Source organism: Streptomyces durbertensis (assembly GCF_014156695.1).
Taxonomy (GTDB): Bacteria; Actinomycetota; Actinomycetes; order Streptomycetales; family Streptomycetaceae; genus Streptomyces; species Streptomyces durbertensis.
In genome coordinates this window covers 1-14,200 of sequence record NZ_WMLF01000107.1, presented here as the reverse complement: position 1 = coordinate 14,200, position 14,200 = coordinate 1, and the positions used below count along the sequence as shown (strand labels likewise).

General features: G+C 75.5%; 10 protein-coding genes. 5 read left to right on the top strand and 5 right to left on the bottom strand.

Annotation, left to right across the window (positions count from 1 at the left end):
* Nucleotides 1–30: 30 nt before the first annotated feature.
* Nucleotides 31–987 (bottom strand): DMT family transporter, encoded by a 957-nt coding sequence (locus GL263_RS10050; RefSeq protein WP_182855261.1) that lies wholly within the window; start codon nucleotides 985–987, stop codon nucleotides 31–33.
* Nucleotides 988–1,034: 47 nt separating this feature from the next.
* Here GL263_RS10050 and pdxR point away from each other — a divergent pair, with 47 nt between their 5' ends.
* From pdxR to GL263_RS10035, 3 genes are all read left to right on the top strand, one after another.
* A complete protein-coding gene (pdxR, locus tag GL263_RS10045) occupies nucleotides 1,035–2,486 on the top strand; it encodes a MocR-like pyridoxine biosynthesis transcription factor PdxR (RefSeq protein ID WP_182855260.1) in 1,452 nt (483 codons plus the stop codon).
* A 180-nt stretch (nucleotides 2,487–2,666) separates the two neighbouring features.
* The gene (locus tag GL263_RS10040; protein ID WP_182855259.1) at nucleotides 2,667–4,259 is read left to right on the top strand and encodes an alkaline phosphatase D family protein; all 1,593 of its coding nucleotides are present in this window, start codon (nucleotides 2,667–2,669) and stop codon (nucleotides 4,257–4,259) included.
* Between the two features lie 140 nt (nucleotides 4,260–4,399).
* Nucleotides 4,400–5,815, top strand: coding sequence for a GNAT family N-acetyltransferase (locus tag GL263_RS10035; RefSeq protein ID WP_182855258.1), 1,416 nt, complete (start codon nucleotides 4,400–4,402; stop codon nucleotides 5,813–5,815).
* Here GL263_RS10035 and GL263_RS10030 read toward each other — a convergent pair.
* Nucleotides 5,763–6,932 (bottom strand): trans-sulfuration enzyme family protein, encoded by a 1,170-nt coding sequence (locus GL263_RS10030; protein WP_182855257.1) that lies wholly within the window; start codon nucleotides 6,930–6,932, stop codon nucleotides 5,763–5,765. The two genes, GL263_RS10035 and GL263_RS10030, sit on opposite strands and share 53 nt — an antisense overlap.
* A gap of 59 nt (nucleotides 6,933–6,991) precedes the next feature.
* On the opposite strand from GL263_RS10030, the gene GL263_RS10025 reads away from it, so the two are divergent.
* Nucleotides 6,992–7,477, top strand: a complete 486-nt coding sequence (locus tag GL263_RS10025; RefSeq protein WP_182855256.1) for an Lrp/AsnC family transcriptional regulator — start codon at nucleotides 6,992–6,994, stop codon at nucleotides 7,475–7,477.
* A gap of 48 nt (nucleotides 7,478–7,525) precedes the next feature.
* Entirely contained in the window at nucleotides 7,526–9,217 is a 1,692-nt protein-coding gene (locus GL263_RS10020; protein ID WP_182855255.1) for a DUF885 domain-containing protein, read from the top strand.
* 65 nt (nucleotides 9,218–9,282) lie between these two features.
* Here GL263_RS10020 and GL263_RS10015 read toward each other — a convergent pair whose 3' ends face one another.
* From GL263_RS10015 to GL263_RS10005, 3 genes are all read right to left on the bottom strand, one after another.
* A complete protein-coding gene (locus GL263_RS10015) occupies nucleotides 9,283–12,309 on the bottom strand; it encodes an AAA family ATPase (RefSeq protein ID WP_182855254.1) in 3,027 nt (1,008 codons plus the stop codon).
* Nucleotides 12,306–13,469: an exonuclease SbcCD subunit D gene (locus GL263_RS10010; RefSeq protein WP_182855253.1), complete on the bottom strand. Its 1,164-nt coding sequence runs from the start codon at nucleotides 13,467–13,469 to the stop codon at nucleotides 12,306–12,308. The genes GL263_RS10015 and GL263_RS10010 overlap by 4 nt, the downstream gene beginning before the upstream one ends.
* A 71-nt stretch (nucleotides 13,470–13,540) precedes the next feature.
* The gene (locus tag GL263_RS10005) at nucleotides 13,541–14,164 is read right to left on the bottom strand and encodes a YigZ family protein (RefSeq protein WP_182855252.1); all 624 of its coding nucleotides are present in this window, start codon (nucleotides 14,162–14,164) and stop codon (nucleotides 13,541–13,543) included.
* Between the last annotated feature and the right edge of the window lie 36 nt (nucleotides 14,165–14,200).

Genomic DNA, 14,200 nt, shown 5'->3' with positions numbered 1-14,200 from the left:
GTGCCGGCCCGGGCGGGGCGGCTCGTGCGGTCAGCCCTCGCCTGTCGGGGTCGGCCGGCGGCGTGGGTCCGGCTCGGCGGCGCGGTCCCCGGCGGGCGGGTCGGGCCGGGCCGCCGGGCCGCGGCGGACGCCGCAGCCGGCCAGCACGCCGGCGGCGACCAGCGCGCTGCCGCCGGCCTGGGCGAGGCCGTAGCCGCCGGCGCCGAGCAGCGCCGAGGTCAACGCGGCCGAGACCGGGATCAGCCCCGCGAACAGGACGGCCCGTTCGGCACCGATGCGTTGCACGGCCGCGTACCAGCAGACGAAGCCGAGCACCGTGACCACCGTGGCCTGCCAGAGCAGAGCCACCGCCTCGCTGCCCGCCGGCACGCGCAGCCACGCCGAGCCGTCCCACAGCAGGCCCAGGACGGTCGCCTCCAGCGCGGCGAACGCACAGGCCAGGGTGGTCAGCAGCCGGGGGCCCAGGACCCGTAGCACGGGTACGGCGATCAGCGCGAAACCCAGTTCGCCGCCGAGCGCGGCCAGCGACCACAGCACTCCGGCCGCGTCGGTGCGCCCCCAGCCCTGGACCACCAGCGCGCCCGCCGCGACCAGCGTCGCCGCCCCGAGCCCGGCCCGCCCGGGCCGGCGGCCGTCGAGCAGCGGGACCAGCACCGCCGCCACCACGGGAGCACAGCCCACGAAGACGCCGGGGACGGCGGGTTCCGCGGTGCGTTCGGCGGCCAGCACGGCGAGGTTGAAGCCGACCATGCCGACGGCGGCGAGTACCGCGGTCCGCACCCACAGGCGGGGCGGCAGGGCGCGGAGGCGGACCGGGGCCTCCCGTGCGACGAGCGGCAGCATCAGCACGGCGGCGAGGCCGTAGCGCAGCGCCTGGCCGCCGGCGTGCGGGTAGTCGACGAGCGCGCTGTTGGCGGTGAAGGAGGCGCCTACCAGGCAGCAGGCGAAGGCGGCGAGCAGGGCGCCGCGTCGGGCGGTGGGTGACATACCCGGGACGCTAGGAGTGTCGGCGGCACGGTTTAAGGTCCACTTCCATGACTGCAGAGGGGACCAATCCGGGCGGGGAGACCTCGTCCGCCGGCTGGACCGCGGCGTGGGAGCTGCTGCTGCCGACGTCCGCGGCGCCGGCCGGTCGGCGCGGTCAGGTGCTTCAGGAGGCGCTGCGGGAGGCGGTGCGCTCCGGCCGGCTGGCGGCCGGCACCCGGCTGCCGCCCAGCCGTGAGCTGGCCCGTGATCTGGGGGTCTCGCGCGGGCTGGTGACCGACGCCTACGAGCAGTTGACCGCCGAGGGCTATCTGGTGAGCGTGCGGGGCGCCGGGACCTGGGCCGGTGACGCCGCACGGCCCGTCCCCGGCTCCGGGGCGCCGGCGCCCGCCGCCCGGCGAGCCGCGGAGTTCGACCTTCGGCCGCTCGGCGCGGACCTCTCGTTGTTCCCCCGTTCCCGGTGGGCGGCGGCGCAGCGCCGGGTGCTGGAGCGGGCCGCACACGCCGAGCTGGGCTACCCCGATCCGCGCGGGCTGCCGGAGCTGCGGGAGGAGCTGGTGCGGCTGCTGGCCCGGCGGCGCGGTGTGGTGGCCGCGCCCGAGCAGGTGGTGGTGTGCGCGGGTGTCGCGCAGGCGTTGAGCCTGCTGGGTCTGACGTTGCGGGGACGGGGGCGGCGGACGGTGGCCGTGGAGCGGCCGGGGCCCGCGGAACTCCCGGAGCTCTTCGACGCGGTGGGGTTGAGGGCCGTGCCGGTCCCGGTGGACGGTCAGGGGCTCGACGCGCGGGCGCTGGAGGAGACCGGCGCGCGTCTGGCGGTGCTGACGCCGGCCCACCAGTTCCCCACCGGGGTGGCGTGCTCCCCGACCCGGCGGTCGGAGCTGCTGGACTGGGCGCGACGCAGGGACGGGCTGCTGGTGGAGGACGACTACGACGGCGACTTCCGCTACGACCGCCAGCCCGTCGGGGCGCTCCAGGGACTGGACCCGGAACGGGTCGCGTACACCGGTTCGGTGAGCAAGTCGCTGGCGCCCGCGCTGCGGCTGGGCTGGCTGGTGGTGCCGCCGGCGCTGGTCGAGCCGGTGGCGGCCCGCAAGCGCCTGCTCGACCTGGGGCACCCGGGCCTGGACCAGGCGGTTCTCGCCGAGCTGCTGCGCCGCGGGGAGTACGACCGGCAGTTGCGCCGCTGCCAGCGTGCGTACCGGGAGCGGCGGGACGTGCTGGTGGCCGCGCTGGGCCGGTGGTTCCCGGCGGCTCGGGTCACCGGGGTCGCGGCGGGTCTGCACGCCATCGTCACCCTGCCGGCCCGGTACGGGCCCACGGCGTTGTTCGTGGAGCGGGCGGCGCGCGGCGGGGTGGCACTGCGGGCGTTGGCCGAGCACGGGCTCCCGGAGGCCGCCGACGGTTCGGTGCGGCTGGTGCTCGGCTTCGCCCATCTCCCGCCGGGGCGGCTCGCCGAGGCGGTCGCACGGCTCGCGGAGTGCGTGGACGCGCGCTCCGGCTGACGGTCCGTGGGCCTCGACGGGTCGGCCCGTGGTGGGAGTCGAGGTGGTCGCGGTGTCATCGGCCTGTCACCGGGACGCCGCCCGCCGTTGTGGGAGACCGTGTTCGATGGGCTCGCCGATGAGCCGGCCGGCGACCGTGTCGCCGGCCGGCGTTCCCGGGTAGTCGAAAGGCGTCAACGCATGGTCAGCAGCCACTCCACACCGCCTCCGCGTCCGCTCGGTCCGGCGCGTCGCGCGCTGCTGCGCGGTTCCCTCGCCCTGCCGGCCGCGCTGGCCGTGCCGGGCGCCTTCGGCGCGCCGGCGCAGGCGCTGCCGGGACGGCCCTCGGCGCCCTTCGGGGTGCAGGCCGGGGATGTGACCGGCGGTTCGGCGGTGGTGTGGACGCGTGCGGACCGGCCGGCGCGGATGGTGGTGGAGACCTCCGCGACGGAGTCGTTCCGCGCGTCGCGCCGCTGGACGGGCCCGCTGCTCGGTCCGGACACCGACTTCACCGGCCGCGTCCGGCTGCGCGGCCTGCCGCCGGGCCGGCAGGTGTACTACCGGGTGCACCTGAGCGACCCCGACGATCCGCGCCGTTCGGGCCGGCCGGTGCCGGGCACGTTCCGGACCGCGCCGGCCGGGCGGCGGCACGGGGTGCGCTTCGTGTGGTCGGGGGACGTCGCCGGGCAGGGCTGGGGCATCAACCCGGACCTGGACGGCTTCACGATCTTCGAGGAGATGCGGCGGCTCGATCCGGACTTCTTCCTGCACAGCGGGGACACCGTCTACGCCGACAACCCGATCGCGCCCGTGGTGGCGCTGCCGGACGGCACGCGGTGGCGGAACGTCACCACGGAGGCGAAGTCGAAGGTCGCCGAGACGTTGGAGGAGTTCCGGGGCAACTTCCGCTACAACCTGCTCGACGCCCACCTGCGGCGGTTCAACGCCCAGGTGCCGGTGGTCGCCCAGTGGGACGACCACGAGGTGACCAACAACTGGTATCCGGGGGAGATCCTCACCGACGAGCGCTACCGGGAGAAGCGCGTGGACGTCCTGGCCGCGCGTGCCCGGCGGGCGTTCGCCGAGTACTTCCCCGTGGGCACGCTCACCCCGGGCGACCCGGACGGCCGGGTGTACCGGGCGGTGCGGCACGGCCCGCTGCTGGACGTCTTTGTCCTCGACCTGCGCACCCACCGGAATCCGAACTCGCCCAACCGGCAGGCCGACGAACGGCAGGGCTTGCTGGGCGCGCACCAGCTCGCCTGGCTGAAGCGGGAGTTGGCCGCGTCGCGGGCGGTGTGGAAGGTGATCGCCTCGGATCTGCCGATCGGTCTGGTGGTGGCCGACGGGGCGACCGACTTCGAGGCCGTGGCGCAGGGCGATCCGGGCGTGCCGCTGGGCCGGGAGCTGCAGTTCGCGGACCTGCTGCGGTTCGTGAAGCGACGCGGGGTCACCGGCACGGTGTGGCTGACCGCCGACGTGCACCACACCAGTGCGCAGCACTACCACCCCTCTCGTGCGGCGTTCACCGACTTCGCGCCGTTCTGGGAGTTCGTCACCGGGCCGTTGCACGCGGGTGGTTTCCCGGCGGTCCCGCTCGACGGAACGTTCGGACCCGCCCGTCCGTTTGTCAAGGCGCCGACGGCGGCGAACGTTCCCCCCTCACAAGGCGGTCAGTTCTATGGGCAGGTGGACATCGACGGGGACTCGGGCGAACTCACGGTGCGGCTGCGGGAGCAGGGCGGTGCCGTGCTCTTCACCAAGGTGCTCCAGCCCGGCCGGGTCGGACAGTGAGGAGCCCGTGCCCGGCTGCTCCGCCGACCGGCACGGGGGGGTACGAGGACAGAACACCCTTACCCGGACAGGAGTCACCCTTAACTCATCCGTCACAGGGCGTTGGTGACCACGCAACACCGATCCGTCACGCTGTGGACATGAGCGAACACACAGAGACCACAGAACCCTCCCGTCGGCGGGTCCGGCGCGTGCGCGCGGGGACGCGTTCCTCGCGCTGGCGGCGCGACCTCGTCGAGCTGGCCGCACTCTTCACCGCCGTCACGGTCGCCGACACGCTGGCGAAGTCGGTCCTGGGCGGCCCGGACGGACCCGTGCTGCTGCTCGGCTCCGCCGGGGCGCTGCTGGTGGCGGCGGCGCTGCACACCTGGTGGTCGCATCGGCACGGCGACGGGCCGCCGCCGCCCGATACCGGGGCCCGGCCGGCCGACGAGGAGGCCGGGCCCGCGGAGGCGTCACGCGGGGAGACCGCGCCGTGGCGGATGCGGACGACCGTGCGGGACCGGCCCGGCTCGCTGGCGTCGCTGTGCGGCGCGCTGGCCGCGCTCGACGTGGACATCCTCGCCCTGCAGGTCCACCCGCTGGGCGACGACACGGTGGACGAGTTCCTGCTGCGGGTGCCGGGGCGGCTCGCCCCGCGTGAGCTGACCGCCGGGGTGGCCGCGGCCGGCGGCCGGGACGTGTGGCTGGAGCGGGCGGACGCCCACGACCTGGTGGACACGCCCGCCAGGGTGCTCGGTCTGGCCACCCGCACTGCGCTCGACGCCTCCGAACTCCCCCTGGCACTCAGGGAGCTGCTGGGGCGTTGCGCGATAAGGTCGATCCCGGCGGTGAGCCCGACGGGCCCCCGCCGGCAGGGCGTTCCGGCGGACGAGGTGCCGGCGGAGGGTGTTCTGGAGGAGACCCTGATCCGCCTCCCGGACCCGACGGGCGGTGTGATCGTCATCGAACGCCCCCATCTGCCGTTCACCCCGACCGAGTTCGCGCGGGCCCGCGCCCTCGTGGAACTGGACGCGCGGCTCGGTCAGCGGGTGCCCAGGCGCCGGGAGACCCTGCCGCTGGCCGAGGGTGGCGAGATCACCGTGCGCCGCGCCGACACCAGGGACCTTCCGGCGACCCGCGAGATGCACGCCAGGTGCTCCACCCGCACCCTGTCGATGCGCTACCACGGCCCGCCCGGTGACGCCGACCGCTACCTGAACCACCTGCTCTCCCCCCGGTTCGGCCGGACGCTGGTCGCCGAGACGGCCGCCGGCCGGGTGGTGGCGATGGGCCACCTGCTGTGGGACGGCGACGAGACCGAGGTCGCGCTGCTGATCGAGGACGACTGGCAGCGCCGGGGCATCGGTGGCGAACTGCTGCGCCGGCTGGTGGCGCTGGCGGTGGAGGCCCGCTGCGAGAGCGTCTACGCGGTCACCCGGGCCTCCAACACGGCCATGATCGCCACGATGCGCGGCCTCGGACTGCCGTTGGACTACCAGTTCGAGGAGGGCACGCTGGTGATCAGCGCGCGGCTGGCACCGGTGTCCGCGCCGGCTGCCGATCGGCGGCTCTGAGCGCCTGGTCGAGGTCGCGCCACAGGTCCTCGACGTCCTCCAGGCCGACCGACATCCGCAGCAGGTGCTCGCTGATGCCGCCGGCCTGGCGGTCGCCGGGATCGACGATCCGGTGGCTGATGGAGGCCGGGTGCTGGATGAGGGTGTCGACGCTGCCCAGGCTGACGGCGGGGGTGATCAGCCGGACGGCGGCGGTGACCGCCCGGGGGTCGCCGGCGACCTCGAAGGCGATCATGGCCCCGCCGAGCCGCGGGTAGTGGACCCGGGTCACGCGGGGGTCCTCGGCGAGCCGGCGGACGAGCTCGGCCGCGGTGGCCGACTGGGCCCTCACCCGCACCGGCAGCGTGGACAGGCCTCGGAGCAGCAGGTAGCCGGCGAGCGGGTGCAGCACGCCGCCGGTGGCGAAGCGGATCTGCCGCAGGCCGCGTGCCGTCTCCTCGTCGCACGCCACCACGCCGCCGAGGACGTCGCCGTGACCGCCGAGGTACTTGGTGGCGCTGTGCATCACCAGGCGCGCGCCGTGCTCGACCGGGCGCTGGAGCACCGGGGTGGCGAAGGTGTTGTCGACCAGCAGCGGTACCGAGCCGCAGGAGTGGGCGAGCGCCCGCAGGTCGACCTCGGCGAGCGTCGGGTTGGCGGGTGTCTCGACCATGACCAGGCCGGTGTCGGGACGGATCGCGTCCGCGACGCCGGCCGGGTCGGTCCAGGTGACCTCCGTGCCCAGCAGCCCGCTGGTCAGCAGGTGGTCGCTGCAGCCGTACAGCGGGCGGACGGCGACCACGTGCCGCAGCCCGGCGCTGGCGCGCAGCAGCAGCACCGCGCTGAGGGCGGCCATGCCGCTCGCGAAGGCCACGGCGGTGTCCGTGCCCTCCAGGCGGGCGAGCGCGTCCTCGAACCGGGCGACCGTGGGGTTGTCCAGCCGGGCGTAGACCGGCGGGCCCTCCATGCGCGCCCCGGTGGCGGCGAACTCGTCCAGACGCGCGGCCTCGGCGGCGACGTCCCGGCTGGGGTAGGTGGTGGACAGGTCCAGGGGGGCGGCGTGCAGCCCGAGGTCGGCGAGGTCTTCGCGACCGGCGTGCACAGCCTCGGTGGCCAGTGAGCGCGGTGTGGTGTCCATGGCGGCATACTGAACAGCTACCGGCCCGTAGCGGATGGACGCCGTGCTACGTTCGACAGATGGCCGATTCTCTCACTCTTGACCCGGTGGATCTGGAGATTCTGCGTCTCCTCCAGAACGACGCCCGGACCACGTACCGGGATCTGGCGGCCGCCGTGGGCGTGGCGCCCTCCACCTGCCTGGACCGGGTGAGCAGGCTTCGGCGGGGCGGCGTGATCCTCGGGCACGCGCTGCGGCTCGATCCGGCCAAGCTCGGCCGCTCCCTGGAGGCGTTGCTGTCCGTGCAGGTGCGCCCGCACCGGCGGGAGCTGATCGGCCCGTTCGTCGAGCGGGTCAGGGCCCTGCCGGAGTCCCTCTCGCTCTTCCACCTGACCGGGCCCGACGACTACCTCGTGCACGTCGCCGTGGTGGACGCCGCCGACCTCCAGCGGCTGGTGCTCGACGAGTTCACCTCGCACAAGGAGGTGGCCCGGGTGGAGACCAGGCTCATCTTCCAACAGTGGTCCTGCGGTCCGCTGTTGCCGCCGGGCGCCGCGGCGACGTAACAGGGGGAGTGGGTGACGGCGGGCGCGCTTCCGTACGAGGATGAGCGTATGTCCGACACCACGCAGACAACAGAAACGGCGCCGCTGCCGCGCGACGTGGCCGACCGCTACGTGGGCGAGCTGGTCGCGCTCGACCCCGTCGCGGGCACCTACCTGGGGATCGCCGACGACGAGGGCCGCCTCCCCGACTTCTCCCCCGACGGGCTCACCGAACTCGCCGAGCTGCGGCGGCGGACGCTGCGCACCCTGGAGGCGACCGGGCTGCCCGCCGACGACGACGGCACCGAGCGCCGCTGCGCCCGGCTGCTGCACGAGCGGCTGACCGCCGAGCTGGCCGTGCACGACGCCGGGGAGGAGCTGCGTGCCGTCAGCAACCTCAGTTCGCCGCTGCACTCGGTACGCACCGTCTTCACCGTGATGCCCACCGAGAACGAGCAGGACTGGCGAGACGTGGCGCGCCGGCTGCGGGCCGTGCCGGACGCCCTCGCCGGCTACCGTGCCTCGCTGGCGGAGGGCCTGCGGCGTGACCTGCCGGCCGGTCCGCGCCAGGTGGAGACGGTGCTCGGGCAGTTGACCGAGTGGTTGAGGGGCGAAGGCTGGTTCGGGGCCTTCGTGGCCGACGGGCCCGAACCCCTGCGGGCGGACCTCGCCTCGGCGGCGACCGAGGCGACGCGGGCCCTCGCCGAACTGCGCGACTGGCTCGCCGACACCTACGCCCCAGGGGTCCGGGGAGCCCCGGAGACCGTCGGCCGCGAACGGTACGCCCGCTGGACCCGGTACTGGAACGGCACCGACCTCGACCTGGAGGAGGCCTACGAGTACGGCTGGTCGGAGTACCACCGCATCCACGCGGAGATGCGGGCCGAGGCCGGCAAGATCCTGCCCGACGCCACCGACCCCTGGCACGTGCTGCGCCACCTCGACGACCACGGCGAGGCCGTGGAGGGCGTGGACGAGGTACGCGCCTGGCTGCAGGACCTGATGGACGAGGCCGTATCGGCGCTGGACGGCACCCACTTCCACCTCGCCGACCGGGTCCGCCGGGTGGAGTCGCGGATCGCACCGCCGGGCGGGGCCGCCGCGCCCTACTACACCCCGCCGTCCCTGGACTTCTCCAGGCCGGGCCGTACCTGGCTGCCGACGATGGGCCAGACCCGCTTCCCCGTCTACGACCTGGTGAGCACCTGGTACCACGAGGGGGTGCCGGGACACCACCTCCAGCTCGCCCAGTGGGTGCACGTCGCCGACCGGCTCTCCCGGTACCAGACCACGGCCGGCGGGGTCAGCGCCAACATGGAGGGCTGGGCGCTGTACGCGGAGCGGCTGATGGACGAACTCGGCTTCCTGCACAACGCCGAGCGCCGGCTGGGCTACCTGGACGCGCAGATGATGCGCTCCACCCGGGTCATCGTCGACATCGGCATGCACCTGGGGCTGGCCATCCCCACGCACTCGCCGTTCCGGCCGGGTGAGCGTTGGACGCCCGAGCTGGCGCAGGAGTTCTTCGGCGCGCACAGCGGCCGTCCGGCGGACTTCGTGGAGAGCGAGCTGGTGCGCTACCTGGGGCTGCCGGGGCAGGCCATCGGCTACAAGCTGGGCGAGCGGGCCTGGTTGGCCGGGCGGGACGCGGCCCGCCGCGCGCACGGCGCGGCGTTCGACGCGAAGTCCTGGCACATGGCGGCGCTGTCGCTGGGGTCGCTCGGGCTGGACGACCTGGTGGCGGAGCTGTCCGCGCTGTGAGCGGGCGTCGGCGGCGCGGGGGTGGGCGTCCACCGTTCGCGCCGCCGGCCGGCGCCGCTGTCAGGTCACACGCGGTGCCGGAGGGTGGAGCCGTGCCGGTGCTTGACGACCTCCAGCTGGGCGGGCACGCGCAGCCGCAGCTCCGCCACGTGACTGACGATGCCCACGCTGCGGTCGCGTTCACGCAGGGCGTCCAGGACTGACAGCACCTCCTCCAGCGTCTCCTCGTCGAGGGTGCCGAAACCCTCGTCGATGAAGAGGGTGTCCAGCCGGGTCCCGCCGGCCTCCTCGGCGACCACGTCGGCGAGGCCGAGCGCGAGCGCCAGCGAGGCGGAGAACGTCTCGCCCCCGGAGAGCGTGGCGGTGTCCCGCTCACGGCCCGTCCAGGCGTCCACCACGTGCAGCCCGAGCCCCGATCTCGCGCCGTGGGTGGCGAGTTCGTCGGAGTGCACCAGCGTGTAACGGCCGGCGGACATGCGGTGCAGCCGGACGCCGGCCGCGGCGGCGACCTGTTCGAGGCGGGCGGCCAGCACATAGGACTCCAGCCGCATCCGGCGGCTGTTCTCGGTGGAGGTGCCGGCGGTGAGCGTCGCGAGCCGGCTGATCCGGTCGGCGCGGCGCCGCAACGGGGCGACGGCCCGGGCGCCGGCGGTGGCCTCACGGGAGAGGCGGGTCAGGGCGCGGTGAGCGGTGTCCGCGGCGGCGGCCCTTGTGTCGGCCGCGCGCAGCAGCCGCTCGGCCCGTGCCGCGCGGGCCTCGGCGACCGGGAGGTCGACAGGCGGCAGCGCGGCCGCGGCCCGCAGCCTCTCGTCGGCGAACTCGGCCGCCAGTGCCCGCTCCTCGCCCTGCCACTCGTCGAGCCGTCGCAGCACCTCGCGCTGGCGGGACTCCGGCAGCAGCGCGGCGGCGGCCTCGGCCGCGGAGTGGAAACCCGCCCGCCACACGGCGTCGTCGAGGCGGGCGTCCACCTCCTTGGCCCGGTCGGCGGCGGCGCCGGCGCGTTCCACGGCCGCCGCGGCGGCGGCCAGCGCGTCGGCCAGCCGGGCCAGCGCCTCGGCCCGCTCGGCCACGCCCCCTCCCCCGCCGCCCGCCGGGGACGGCTCGTCGAACTCGGCTGCCAGGGCGTCGCGTTCGGCGAGCAGCGCCTCGCGGCGGGAGGTGTGCGCGGCCACCCGGTCGCCGGCCTCGCGGCGCGCGGCGAGCCGGGCGTTGTACTCCCGTTCCGCTCGTTCGAGCGCCTGCCGGGCGGGGCCCGCCTGGCCGGCGGCCCGCTCGGCGGCGGCGAGCTCCGCGCTGAGCCGTTCCACGTCGGCGCGAAGATCGGGCAGGGAGGTGTCACCCGCCTGTTCCGTCTCGCTCCGCCTGCGGCGGCGCACCTCGTCCAGCGCCCGCTGGGCGGCCTCCCGTCGCTCCTCGGCGGCACGGTGTCCGGCCAGCGCGCGGTCCTCGTCCGCGCGGCTCACATGGTCGGCGCTCTCCCCCGCCGGGGCCGGATGGTCGGGGCTGCCGCACACGCCGCACGGCTCTCCCGGGGTGAGGTGCGCGGCGAGTTCGGCGGCGATGCCCAGCAGTCGGCGCTCGCGGTGGTCCAGCCAGCGGTCGCGGGCGGTGGCGGCGGCCTCCCTGGCGAGCAGCAGGGCGGCCTCCGCGGTGTCGAGTTCGCCGGTGAGCCGGTCGCGTTCGGCGGCGGCCCGGGCGCGGCGCCGGGCGGTCTCCAGCTCGGCGGTGAGCCGGGTGGCGTCGGCGGCGGCCTCCTGGCCGTCCGCCACCCGGCGGCGCAGTTGCTCCTGCAGTGCCGGCCAGTCCGCCAGCCACCGCTCCGCATCGGCCAGTTGTGTCTCGTCTGCCTCCGCCTGCCGCTCCAGGCGGGCGAGTTCGGCGGTGAGACGGTTCGCACGCTCGGCTGCGCGGCGGGCGGCGGCGAGCGCGCCGAGCCGCGATCTGGCCCGGTGTTCGGCCTCGGTGAGGTGTTCGGCTGCGGCGTCGCGGTGGGGTTCCGGCAGGGCGGCGCGGGCGTCCCGCTCGGCGTGTTCGGCCGCACGGTGCTCGTCGGCCGCGTCGTCCCGCAGCCGCAGCAGCGGGACGACCTGTTCGGCGGCCCGGCTGCGGGCGAGGGCCTGCCGAAGCCGCTCCCGTTCCTCGGCCGCGTCCGCCAGCACCCCGGCACGGGCCAGCGCGTCGGCGTGGCGGCGCTGCCTGCGGGCCGTCTCGGCGAGTTCGGCGAGGTCCTGTCGGGCGGCGGTGTGCGCCGCCTCGGCGTCGGACCTGGCGACCCGGCCGCGGGCGGCCCGTTCGGCGGCGTGCTCCCTCGCGTGGGCGGCCCACCGGAGGACGGCGTCGGCCAGGCCCGCCTCGCCGGTGGTGGGCTCGGGCGGCGGGAGGAGCCCGGCGGCGGGACGGCCGTCCTCCTCCGCGACGGCCTGCCACATGCGCTGGGTGAGGGCGAGCAGCTTCTCGTCGGCGGAGCGCAGTGCCCGCTGGGCGGTGGCACGCTCGTCGGCGAGCCGCTGCTCGACGGCGGTGAAGCGGGAGGTGTCGAAGAGCCGGCCGAGGAGCTGGGCGCGTTCCTCGGCGCCCGAACGCAGGAAACGCGCGAAGTCTCCCTGGGGAAGGAGCACCACCTGGCAGAACTGCTCGCGGCTCATTCCGAGCAGACCGCGCACCTCCTCCCCGACCTCCTGGTGGGAGCGACTGAGCGCGCGCCAGTCGCCGGTGGCCGTGCGGTACTCGCGCAGCAGGGTCTGGGCCTTGTCGACAGTGGTGCCACCGCCCCGGCGTTTGGGGCGGCTCTGCTCGGGGCGGCGGGTGATCTCCAACCGGCGCCCGCCGACGGTCAGTTCGAGGACGACCTCCGTCGGGTCGGTGGGCGCGGCGTGGTCGCTGCGCAGCCGTACCCGGCCCCGCGAGGCCTGCCGGGCCCCGGGCACGGCTCCGTAGAGCGCGTAGCAGACGGCGTCCAGTACGGACGTCTTGCCGGCCCCGGTGGCGCCGTGCAGCAGGAAGAGGCCGGCGGTGGAGAGCGCGTCGAAGTCGACGTGCTCGGTGCCGGCGAACGGGCCGAAGGCGCGGAGGGTGAGCCGGTGCAGCCTCATGAGGCCGCCTCCCGCGCAGCCGCGTCGACCCGGGCGGTCTCCAGCGCGTCCCGCAGCAGGGCGCGCTCCGCCTCGTCGGGGCCCCGGCCGCCGCGGACGTGGGCGACGAAGTCGGCGGTGATCTGGTGGTCGTCGCGGCCACGGAGCCGGTCCGCGTAGCCGAGGGCGCCGGCCGGGTCGTCGGCGTCGGGTTCGAAGACCAGGTTCAGCACATGGGGGAAGCGCTCGGCGAGGCGGGCCATCGCGTCGGCGGGCCGGACCGCGTCGGTCAGCGTGACCTCCAGCCAGGCGTCGGTCAGCGGGGCGAGCGTGGGGTCGGCGAGCAGGTCGTCGATCCGGCCGCGTACCCGGGCCAGCCGGCGCGGGACCGGGCAGTCGATCCGCTCGGCGTGCGGCCGCCCGTCGGGGCCGAGGTCGACGAGCCACATGCTCTTGCGGTGGTCGGCCTCGGAGAAGGAGTAGGCGAGCGGCGAGCCGGAGTACCGGACGCGTTCGGACAGCGTCTGGCAGCCGTGGAGATGTCCGAGGGCCACGTAGTCGACGCCGTCGAAGACGCCGGCCGGGACGGCGGCCACGCCGCCGGCGGTGATGTCGCGTTCGCTGTCGCAGGGCTCGCCGCCGACGACAAAGGCGTGCGCCAGCACCACCGAGCGGGTAGCCGGCCTGGTGGCGAGATCGGTCCGCACCCGGTCCATCGCGGCGCCGAGCACGGCCGCGTGGCCGGGCTGCTCGACGTCGAACTCCGTTCTGACCAGGGAGGGTTCCAGGTAGGGCAGGCCGTAGCAGGCGATCTCGCCGTGCTCGTCGGAGAGCAGTACGGGGGTGGCGCAGCCGGCCGGGTCGGTGCGCAGGTGGACGCCGGCCCGGCCGAGCAGCCCGGCACCGACGCCCAGCCGGCGGGCGGAGTCGTGGTTGCCGGAGATCATGACCGTGGGCACGCCCAGCGCGCCGAGCCGGTGCAGCGCGTCGTCGAACAGCTCGACGGCGGACAGCGGCGGCACGGCGCGGTCGTAGACGTCGCCGGCCACGAGCACCGCGTCGACCTTCTCCTCGCGCACGGTGGCGACGAGGTGGTCGAGGAACCTCTCCTGGGCGTCGCGCAGGCTCACCCGGTGGAATCCACGGCCCAGGTGCCAGTCGGAGGTGTGCAGCAGACGCATGGTCACGAACCCTACGCGCGGGCACTGACATCACCCGCCCCGGGGCGCGGCACCCGGCGGACGGCCCGGGCTCAGGCGTGGTAGGTCTCGCCGCCGAGTTCGGTGCGGGCGGTGCCGGCGGTGAGGTCGGCGAGCCAGGCCTGGAAGGCCGGCAGGTCGGCCTCGGGCAGACCGACCTCGATGCTGACACCGGCGGCGTAGCGGACCTCCCGCACGTGGCGGCCGGTGGCGCGCAGCTCGTTCTCCACCTTGCCGGCGCGCTGGTGGTCGGTGACCACCGTGACCAGCCGCATGCGGTGGCGGGTGACCGTGCCGACGGCGTCCAGGGCCTCGCCGACCACACCGCCGTAGGCGCGGATCAGCCCTCCGGCGCCGAGCTTCGTCCCGCCGAAGTAGCGGGTGACGACGGCGACGACGTTGCGCACCTCGCGGCGGAGCAGCATCTGGAGCATGGGCAGCCCGGCCGTGCCGCCCGGTTCGCCGTCGTCGCTGGACTTGCGGACGCGGCCGTCGGCGCCGATGACGTACGCGAAGCAGTTGTGGGTCGCGCCGGGATGCTCGGCCCGCACCCGGTCGACGAAGGCCCTCGCCTCCTCCTCGCTGCCGGCGGGGGCCAGGGCGCAGATGAAGCGGGAGCGGTTGATCTCGCTCTCGTGGACGCCCGGCCGGGCGAGGGTGACGTACTGCTCCTGCATCCCCTCAGCCTATGCCGCGGCCCTTGGCGGGAGGAC

Coding starts and splice junctions, on each gene's coding strand:
- GL263_RS10020 (WP_182855255.1), top strand. CDS start 7,526: ATGTCCGACACCACGCAGACAACAGAAACGGCGCCGCTGCCGCGCGAC.
- GL263_RS10015 (WP_182855254.1), bottom strand. CDS start 12,309: ATGAGGCTGCACCGGCTCACCCTCCGCGCCTTCGGCCCGTTCGCCGGC.
- GL263_RS10010 (WP_182855253.1), bottom strand. CDS start 13,469: ATGCGTCTGCTGCACACCTCCGACTGGCACCTGGGCCGTGGATTCCAC.
- GL263_RS10040 (WP_182855259.1), top strand. CDS start 2,667: ATGGTCAGCAGCCACTCCACACCGCCTCCGCGTCCGCTCGGTCCGGCG.
- GL263_RS10030 (WP_182855257.1), bottom strand. CDS start 6,932: ATGGACACCACACCGCGCTCACTGGCCACCGAGGCTGTGCACGCCGGT.
- GL263_RS10025 (WP_182855256.1), top strand. CDS start 6,992: ATGGCCGATTCTCTCACTCTTGACCCGGTGGATCTGGAGATTCTGCGT.
- GL263_RS10005 (WP_182855252.1), bottom strand. CDS start 14,164: ATGCAGGAGCAGTACGTCACCCTCGCCCGGCCGGGCGTCCACGAGAGC.
- GL263_RS10050 (WP_182855261.1), bottom strand. CDS start 987: ATGTCACCCACCGCCCGACGCGGCGCCCTGCTCGCCGCCTTCGCCTGC.
- GL263_RS10035 (WP_182855258.1), top strand. CDS start 4,400: ATGAGCGAACACACAGAGACCACAGAACCCTCCCGTCGGCGGGTCCGG.
- pdxR (WP_182855260.1), top strand. CDS start 1,035: ATGACTGCAGAGGGGACCAATCCGGGCGGGGAGACCTCGTCCGCCGGC.